We start from the raw sequence: 7,626 nt of genomic DNA on the forward strand, positions 1-7,626 counted from the left end.
ACGCAGTGTAGCTGGCAGGCAAGAAAAAATCAAGGTAGGGATAGTGAGAAATCATAAGAACTTCCGGCAGAATTTTGCTTGCGCTGAGAGTTGACAAAACGAAAAAGCGCGCTCATGATTAGACTAGCGTCCTAAGGACGCTAGTCTAATCAAAGGCGCAAAACTTTTCACTAGTGATCCATAGACAGCTTTCCGTTGCTGGCGCGCTCACATTTAAGTTGCTTAAGGAGCACTCTTCGCCAGTGGTCACTATGTATGACCTCGGTGTAGCCACGCTTCAGATCTACACAGCAAAAGAATACGCTGGGCAGAAGATCAAGAAGCTGACAGCAGACTTGCCGAGCCGCAGCAATATCCACCGTTACAAGAACGCCTTGATGGAAAGCGGCATTCTTGAAGAGCGGCGAGATCTACCTCGGGATACATGTCTTCTAGTCTCGTCCCCACACCAAGAGGCTGTGGACTTAGCCTGCGGCATCGATCCGTTCTGCTATGTCTCTCATCTCTCCGCCATGGCATACCACGGCCTCACGGATCGATTTGCGAAGACGCTTTTCCTGACGACTCCCACCGCCGCGCTATGGCGAGAGCGTGCTGCCGAAAAGCAGCGAAAAGACTTAGGTGAAGACTTGGATCGTTACGTGCGTGCAGGCTTTCCGCTCCTCGCAAGGCATGCGCTTTCTTCTCTAAACAGAGAGCCTGTCCATACCTATGCCACGAAACATGTTGACCCCGGCGCCTATGTCAAGGTCAGCGATCGCCCTGTTCGTGTTGCGAGCATCGGACGGACGTTTCTCGACATGCTTCGGAAGCCAGATCTGTGTGGCGGTATGAGTCACGTCATCAATGTCTTTGAGAGCAACGCGCCATCCTATCTACGACTCATCCTGAATGAGATTGATCGCCACGGAGAGCCGATTGATAAGGTTCGGGCGGGCTACATTCTTGATGAGCGCTGTGGCATTCATTACGACAGGATCGACCAGTGGGTCTCCTTTGCTCAGCGCGGTGGCTCTCGTGTTCTGGACCCCGGAGCGCCGTTCTGGCCGCAGTTTTCTGAGAAGTGGTGCCTTTCCATCAACCTCAGTGTCTGACCATATCGATGACAGAACTCGAAGCATGGGTGCACGGGGCCAACGACAATGTCCAAAAGACCTTCCGTAGCGTCGTTCACATTATTCTCAGTGCCATAGCATCACACCATGAGCTAAGGCCGGAGATGGTCATGAAGGGAGGTATCCTAGCTGCCATCCTTTACCACACCGGTCGATTCACAAGGGACATCGATTTCTCCTCGCAGAAACACTACAAGGAGTTCATGGCCGGCCAGGACACCTTCTTGTCCAACCTGGCTCAGGCTATCAATCTTGCTGCGGAGGAGCTTCCCTACGGGATAGCTTGCCGAATCCAAGGACATGAATTGCGGCCCGGCATAGAGGGCAATTATCAGACCCTCCATCTCCGAGTAGCTTATGCCTTGAAATCGAATAGGAACATGATGACTAGGTTGGCGGCTGGGCAGGCCGCCAATGTTGTGCAGATCGACTACAGTTTCAATGAACTGGTCGGAGATATCTCGACCATTGAAGCAGGTGGAGATGAGCCATTGGCTGCCTATGGCCAACTCACCTTCATGGCAGAAAAGCTGCGGGCGATCTTGCAGCAAGCCAATGTCGAAGGGGGGCGGGTTCGAGGCTCGCCTCGAGGTCAAGACATCTTTGATCTTCACGCCTTGCTTAGAAGTCATCCCTTGAGTTTTGAGCAACAGGAGCACCTGCTTCAGCTGTTGATCGACAAAGCCAAGTCCAGGGGGCTCGACATAGACCGCTCATCGATGAGCCACCAAGATATCTACAACAAGTGCAAGGTGCGATACCAAGCTTTGAAAGATGAGATTGACGGAGACTTGCCGGATTTCGATGAAGCGTTTGGAGTCGTCAAGGTCTTCTATGAGGCGTTACCTTGGCTCAACAAATAGGCCTCGGAATCGACATCCACTAACGCTAAGCCAACGAGCTTTGTGGGTACGAGTGCTGAAGAAGTGGGAGCCATACGTGACACGGGCATCTAGCCAGCATTGGGCAACCGGCCGCTTCTTCGAAATGAGTCATCGCTGAATTGCTCGTCGCTCGGGGAAGTCGGACCGCACTGTCGTGTTTTGCATCGAGCCTCGCTCCACGGGGCTCGTCCCATTCGGGCGTCCATCGCTGACGCCCTCGGCGTGGCTACCAAGTCCGACAATCACTTACAGGCGTCTGCTACGAGCATGGCGAGACACTAGGCTGAGGGCAAGTCCCAATCGCGCCAGTCATCTTTTATGGAAAACGCTTCTTCGATAATTCGAATACTGGAAACCGAAGAGGCCGTATGCACCTGACGTTCGATCTAGCCACCGTCATCCTTCTCCACGACACCTCGTTGATTGCTGGCGCTGCAGCCATCTTGTATAGCCGGCGGCGTTCGCCGCGCCCCATGGGTTTGGGCCGGCTCGCTGTTGCGTTCATCGCTTTGGCAATCGGTGCGGCACTGGCTGCGTTCGGGGAAAAGGCCGCCTTACCATATTGGCTGTGGACGCACCTAAGTATCCTTTTGGGGACGGTCGCCTATCCGCTGCTCTGGGATGGCATGCGTCGTTTAAGTGGCCGCCGCCGCAGTCTCTACTGGATCGTTGCACTTGTGCCGGCGGCATGGTTTGTGATTGGCATCGTGTCGGGCTTCCCGCTCATCAACGCCTAGCGGGCGAGCGTTTTTCATCTGACTGCGGTGATGTTTCTTGTGGCATCAGCAGCCGAAATCTGGCTGGACCGGCATAGCGAGCCGCTGCCGACGCGCCGGCCATTGGCGGCATGTCTTCTGATAAGCGCGGCGATCTATGCCGTGCGCTTGGTCTGCATCGTCTTCGATATTCCATCGGCGTTCGACTTCGCGACTGCTTTTTTCCTTCAGATCTTCTTCAATTTCGTGATTGCGCTATTGGTCGTGACACTGGTCAGGGAGCGTCATGAGGCCGGTCTTCAGCTTGCTGCGGATACCGATCCGTTGACGGGCGTTGGCAACCGTCGATGGTTCTTCGGCCGTATTCCAGCCACGCCACTCGCAAACAGTGCTCTCGCGATTCTGGATGTAGATCACTTCAAGCAGATCAACGACCGGTTCGGACATCCTGTGGGTGACCAAGTACTGGCGTCGATTGCCAAAACGGTCCGAGATGCGTTGCGGGAGGGGGATGTTTTCGCGCGGTACGGTGGCGAAGAGTTCGTGCTTTTTCTTCCCAACGTCAGCGAGAAAGTGGCGGGTGCGGTCGCTGAGCGGCTTCGCAAGCGTATCGAGGTGATGTCCATTGTGATCGACGGCAAGCAGGTCAGCATCACGGTGAGCATTGGTGTTGCTTGGAGTGATCGGAAGGGCGCGGCGTTGGATACTTGGATACAGGCAGCTGACAGTGCTTGTTATGCGGCGAAGGAGAGCGGGCGTAACCTTCTGAGAGCGTGTCCCGTGCCCTCCCCATGATGGAGGCAATTGCTGAGGCGCGCGTTGCCTGGCGAATCGGGTGGGGCGCCACCGTCCGAGATGATGCCGCCGGCTGAAATCTGATGTGCGGAGAGCGGGCGGCAGAGTAGTGCGTCCTGCCTACAAGGGCAATGAACAAAGCCCGCTTGAAGCGGGCTTTGTTAGCAATTTAGGGAGGCTGGGCCTCTCTTTTTGCATTGTCGACATCGAAGCGAGATTATTGCGCAGCGTCCTTGACCTTCTTCAACGGCCGTACCTTGACGCGCACGCTAGCCGGCTTGGCCTCGAACCACTGCTCTAGCCCCGTGAAGGGGTTTTTGCCGAAGCGGCGTTTGGTCGCTGGCACCTTCACCGAAGTCACCTTGAACAGGCCCGGCAGCGTGAACTCTCCCGCGCCTTTTTTGTGCAGTGCGCCCAGGATGGTGTTCTCCAGATGTTGGAGCACGGCCTTGACGGACTTGGCATCGACTTCGGCCTGCTCGACGAGGTGGCTCACCAGGCTGGACTTGGTGAAGGTGTCCTTCAACGGTTTGATGGCCAGCGCGGTAGCGGCTGCCTTCTTGGCCGGTGCGGCTTTCTTTACTGCGGTCTTGGTTTTCGTCGCCATGGAGTGTGTAGGGTTCTGAGACGTTGACCATCCAGGGATTGCGAAAGAATGCGCAATGTTGCGCCGTTCAAGCATAGCAAAGCTCGCGCAACGGTGGTCAACGGTTGTTGTGAGTGCAATCAAGGAATTGAGCGTCGCCCAGCAAAGCCGGGCCGCGCTGTCGTGCTTTGCATCGAGCCTCGCTGGCACGAGTCTTGTCCCATCCGGGCGTTCATCGCTGACGCCTTCGGCCCGGCTCCCTGATCCGGGCCTGCGCGCTTCGCTTGCGTGGAGTCCGCGCCAACTGCGGCCGGTTGCCTGTCCAGCCGTCTTCCTTCGCTCATCACCTTGTCCGCGACTGTAGCCCGCGGCCGTGCGCCGTCAAGGCGCGCCGGGCCGTGTCCTCGGCTGCGCCTGCGGGCCGCACCAACCCGACGCTTTTCTCCTTGACGGCACCCGTCCGCGCGCTCCTGACCGCCGCGGGCGATGAACTCAGGAAAGACGGTGGCAACGAGGCCGGCCCAGGTCTCTGCGCCGACCCCACCGGAATACCGCAAAAGCGGGCTCCGAATCTAGGAATCCGGTGGTGGCAATTCGACAGCCAATCCTCGTCAGGAGAACGCACCATGCAACTCGCATCCCGTTTCGCATCCCAATCCCCCGTGCTGCGCTCGGAATATCCGCTTGCGGATGACCAGATTCGAGAGGTAGCGCCTTCCATCTTCGCGGAGGCCAAGCACGCAAGCCGTTCGGAGCGGTACAGCTATATCCCGACTGCTGCTGTGCTGACCGAGCTGCGCAAGGAAGGCTTTCAGCCTTTCATGGTGACGCAGACCCGCGTGCGGCAGGAGGACCGTCGCGACTTCACCAAGCACATGATCCGGCTGCGCCATGCCAGCCAGATCAACGGCAGCGAGGCCAACGAAATCATCCTGCTCAACTCTCACGACGGCACCAGCAGCTACCAGATGCTGGCGGGCATGTTTCGCTTCGTCTGCAAGAACGGCCTTGTTTGCGGCGACACCGTGGCGGATGTGCGCGTGCCGCACAAGGGCGACGTGGCAGGGCAGGTGATTGAAGGGGCCTACGAAGTGCTGCGCGGCTTCCAGAGCTTGGAGGCATCCCGTGACGCCATGCATGCCATCACGCTGGATGCCGGAGAGTCGGAAGTGTTCGCCCGTGCCGCGCTAGCACTCAAGTACGACGGCCCTAGTAAGCCCGCGCCGATCACAGAAACACAGGTGCTCGCCCCGCGTCGCCTCGACGACGATCGATCCGACTTGTGGAGCGTGTTCAACCGCACGCAGGAAAACCTCGTGCAAGGCGGCCTAGCTGGCCGTAGCACCAACGGTCGCCGCCAGCGTACCCGCCCCGTGCAGGGCATCGACCAGAACGTGCGCCTGAATCGTGCCTTGTGGCTCCTCGCCGATGGCATGCGTCGCCTCAAAGCCTGACGCCCACGCGGAGCGGCACGCCGCCCCTCCATGCCTCTCGCATTGCTCGACTTTCGATTGGAGTTACACCATGAACGCCGTTACTCAACTTGACGCCCGGATGGCTGCCCCGCTGGAAGTGGCTGACCCGGCCAAGAATCTGATTCTGGTTCCGCTCTCGCGCCTCTTGCCGCGCCGCTCCAAGCACAACGTGCGCACGACGCCGCGCATGTCCATCCCTGAACTGGCCGCAAGCATTTCCCGCGTGGGTTTGCTGCAAAACCTCATCGTTATCCTCGCTGCCGATGGTGAGCACTACGAAGTGGTGGCCGGTGATCGGCGTCTCACCGCCTTGAAACTGCTGGCGAAGAAGAAGCGCATCACCAGCGACTACGAAGTGCCGTGCTTGCTGGTGCCCGATGCATCGGCCCGCACGGCCAGCCTTGCCGAAAACGTGCTGCGCGAGGCCATGCACCCGGCCGACCAGTTCGAGGCGTTCGCCGCGCTGGTTAAGGATGGCCGCCCCGTCGAGGACATTGCTGCGGATTTCGGCGTGTCGCCGCTGGTCGTGCAGCGGCGTCTCAAACTTGCCAATGTCTCGCCGCGCTTGATGACCGACTATCGGGAAGGTGACGTGACGCTGGAACAGTTGATGGCCCTGACCATCACCGACGATCATGCCGCACAAGAGGCCGCGTTCTACGGCGCGCCGGAATGGCAGTGCGGTGCATCGGTGTTGCGTGAACGCCTGACCGAACGCGAGATTGACGCCACACATCCGCAGGTACGCTTCGTCGGGCTGGATACCTACACATCGGCGGGTGGTGGTATTCGTCGTGACCTCTTTGCCGAGGACGACAGCGGTATCTACTTGGCTGATTTCGCGCTGCTGGAAGAGCTGGTGCGCGGGAAGCTGGACACGTTTTCTGAACAGGTGCGTGCCGAAGGCTGGGCATGGGTGGAGACGGTTCCGCACTTGAGTCATGCCGAGCGTCAGGCATTCCAGAATGCACCGCGCCAGCGCCGCGAGCCTACTGCTCGCGAGGTGCGCCGCATCGCTTCACTGTATTCCCGGCTCGAAAAGATTGATGCCGAACTGGAGGCGGCCTACGACGCTGAGGACGAAGACAAGGCTGTGGCACTGGATCGGCGGCGCGAGGCATTGGCGGCAGGGCTGCGAGCCGCTGAGGAAGCCTTGCAGGGCTACGCCCCGGACGTGCGTGCTGTGGCTGGCGTCATTGTCACTATCGACAGTGAGGGCGAAGCGCTGATTCATCGCGGTCTGCTGCGCGAAGCGGAAGCAAAAGCGCTGCGCACGTTGACGCGACTGCGCCTCGGTGGCGCAGAGATGGAGGGCCCGAACGACGAGGAAGGCGAGGGCGCGGAACCGCAAAAGACCGCCAATCTGTCCGACCGGTTGGCGCAACGATTGAGCGGGCACCGCACAGCGGCGCTTCAAATTGAAGTTGCGAAGCATCCGCAAGTGGCGTTGGCCGCGCTGGTGCACGACATGGTGCAGGCCGTCTTGCAACCCAACGCCTATGCGGACAGGCTGCCGCTTGGTGTGCGCCTGACCGTGCAGAACCGGTTGGAAAACGTGGCTCCCGATTGGCCCGAATCATCCACTGCCGAGGCGCTGCGCGAAGTGCAGCAGGCGTGGGTGAAGAAGTTGCCGCAGGACGGCGTTGCATTGTTTGCTACGTTGCTCGCGATGGAGCAGGGTGAACTGATGCAACTGCTGGCCGTGTGTGTCGCCGCCACCGTAGATGTGGTGACGCCTCGCGCTACGCAGCGCCAGCCTGGTGCTGAATTGGCGCAGGCATTGGGGCTGGACATGGCCACATGGTGGAAGCCAACCGCCGAAGGCTACTTCAAGCATGTGCCCAAGGCCGTGATCTTGGAGGCGGTGGCACAGTTTGCGCCGTCGCACGTGACTCGGCTGTCCAAGCTCAAGAAGGGTGACATCGCCAGCGAAGCCGAACGGCTGGCCGAGGGCACCGGCTGGATGCCTGAGTTCTTCAGAAATGGCGACGCGGATGACCCCACGGTGCTGGAGGGCCGGCCGGACGAACCGGAGGTGTGACCCTGCCTCGATTC

The 7,626-nt window shown here is 59.3% G+C and carries 7 protein-coding genes; 6 read left to right on the top strand and 1 reads right to left on the bottom strand.

Features of this window, described 5'->3' with window-relative positions:
• Positions 1-251: 251 nt before the first annotated feature.
• From PI87_RS27860 to PI87_RS27870, 4 genes are all read left to right on the top strand, one after another.
• Positions 252-1,094: a type IV toxin-antitoxin system AbiEi family antitoxin domain-containing protein gene (locus tag PI87_RS27860; RefSeq protein WP_052321815.1), complete on the top strand. Its 843-nt coding sequence runs from the start codon at positions 252-254 to the stop codon at positions 1,092-1,094.
• 8 nt (positions 1,095-1,102) lie between these two features.
• A complete protein-coding gene (locus PI87_RS27865) occupies positions 1,103-1,978 on the top strand; it encodes a nucleotidyl transferase AbiEii/AbiGii toxin family protein (protein WP_039600998.1) in 876 nt (291 codons plus the stop codon).
• A gap of 389 nt (positions 1,979-2,367) precedes the next feature.
• Entirely contained in the window at positions 2,368-2,736 is a 369-nt protein-coding gene (locus PI87_RS29805) for a hypothetical protein (RefSeq protein ID WP_232314118.1), read from the top strand.
• A gap of 30 nt (positions 2,737-2,766) precedes the next feature.
• The gene (locus tag PI87_RS27870) at positions 2,767-3,510 is read left to right on the top strand and encodes a GGDEF domain-containing protein (protein ID WP_232314119.1); all 744 of its coding nucleotides are present in this window, start codon (positions 2,767-2,769) and stop codon (positions 3,508-3,510) included.
• Between the two features lie 217 nt (positions 3,511-3,727).
• Here PI87_RS27870 and PI87_RS27875 read toward each other — a convergent pair whose 3' ends face one another.
• On the bottom strand, positions 3,728-4,117 hold the full coding sequence (locus tag PI87_RS27875) for an HU family DNA-binding protein (protein WP_039600999.1): 390 nt from the start codon (positions 4,115-4,117) through the stop codon (positions 3,728-3,730).
• Between the two features lie 605 nt (positions 4,118-4,722).
• Between PI87_RS27875 and PI87_RS27880 the strand changes: the two genes are divergently transcribed.
• Together PI87_RS27880 and PI87_RS27885 are read left to right on the top strand one after the other, a co-directional pair.
• On the top strand, positions 4,723-5,550 hold the full coding sequence (locus PI87_RS27880; protein WP_039601000.1) for a DUF932 domain-containing protein: 828 nt from the start codon (positions 4,723-4,725) through the stop codon (positions 5,548-5,550).
• Between the two features lie 70 nt (positions 5,551-5,620).
• Positions 5,621-7,612, top strand: a complete 1,992-nt coding sequence (locus tag PI87_RS27885; RefSeq protein WP_039601001.1) for a ParB/RepB/Spo0J family partition protein — start codon at positions 5,621-5,623, stop codon at positions 7,610-7,612.
• Positions 7,613-7,626: the final 14 nt, after the last annotated feature.

Source organism: Ralstonia sp. A12 (genome assembly GCF_000801955.1).
Classification (GTDB): Bacteria; Pseudomonadota; Gammaproteobacteria; order Burkholderiales; family Burkholderiaceae; genus Ralstonia.

Bases quoted from the DNA above. Each gene is read 5' to 3' on its own strand.
- PI87_RS27860 (WP_052321815.1), top strand. From the start codon at position 252: ATGTATGACCTCGGTGTAGCCACGCTTCAGATCTACACAGCAAAAGAA.
- PI87_RS27865 (WP_039600998.1), top strand. From the start codon at position 1,103: ATGACAGAACTCGAAGCATGGGTGCACGGGGCCAACGACAATGTCCAA.
- PI87_RS29805 (WP_232314118.1), top strand. From the start codon at position 2,368: ATGCACCTGACGTTCGATCTAGCCACCGTCATCCTTCTCCACGACACC.
- PI87_RS27870 (WP_232314119.1), top strand. From the start codon at position 2,767: ATGTTTCTTGTGGCATCAGCAGCCGAAATCTGGCTGGACCGGCATAGC.
- PI87_RS27875 (WP_039600999.1), bottom strand. From the start codon at position 4,117: ATGGCGACGAAAACCAAGACCGCAGTAAAGAAAGCCGCACCGGCCAAG.
- PI87_RS27880 (WP_039601000.1), top strand. From the start codon at position 4,723: ATGCAACTCGCATCCCGTTTCGCATCCCAATCCCCCGTGCTGCGCTCG.
- PI87_RS27885 (WP_039601001.1), top strand. From the start codon at position 5,621: ATGAACGCCGTTACTCAACTTGACGCCCGGATGGCTGCCCCGCTGGAA.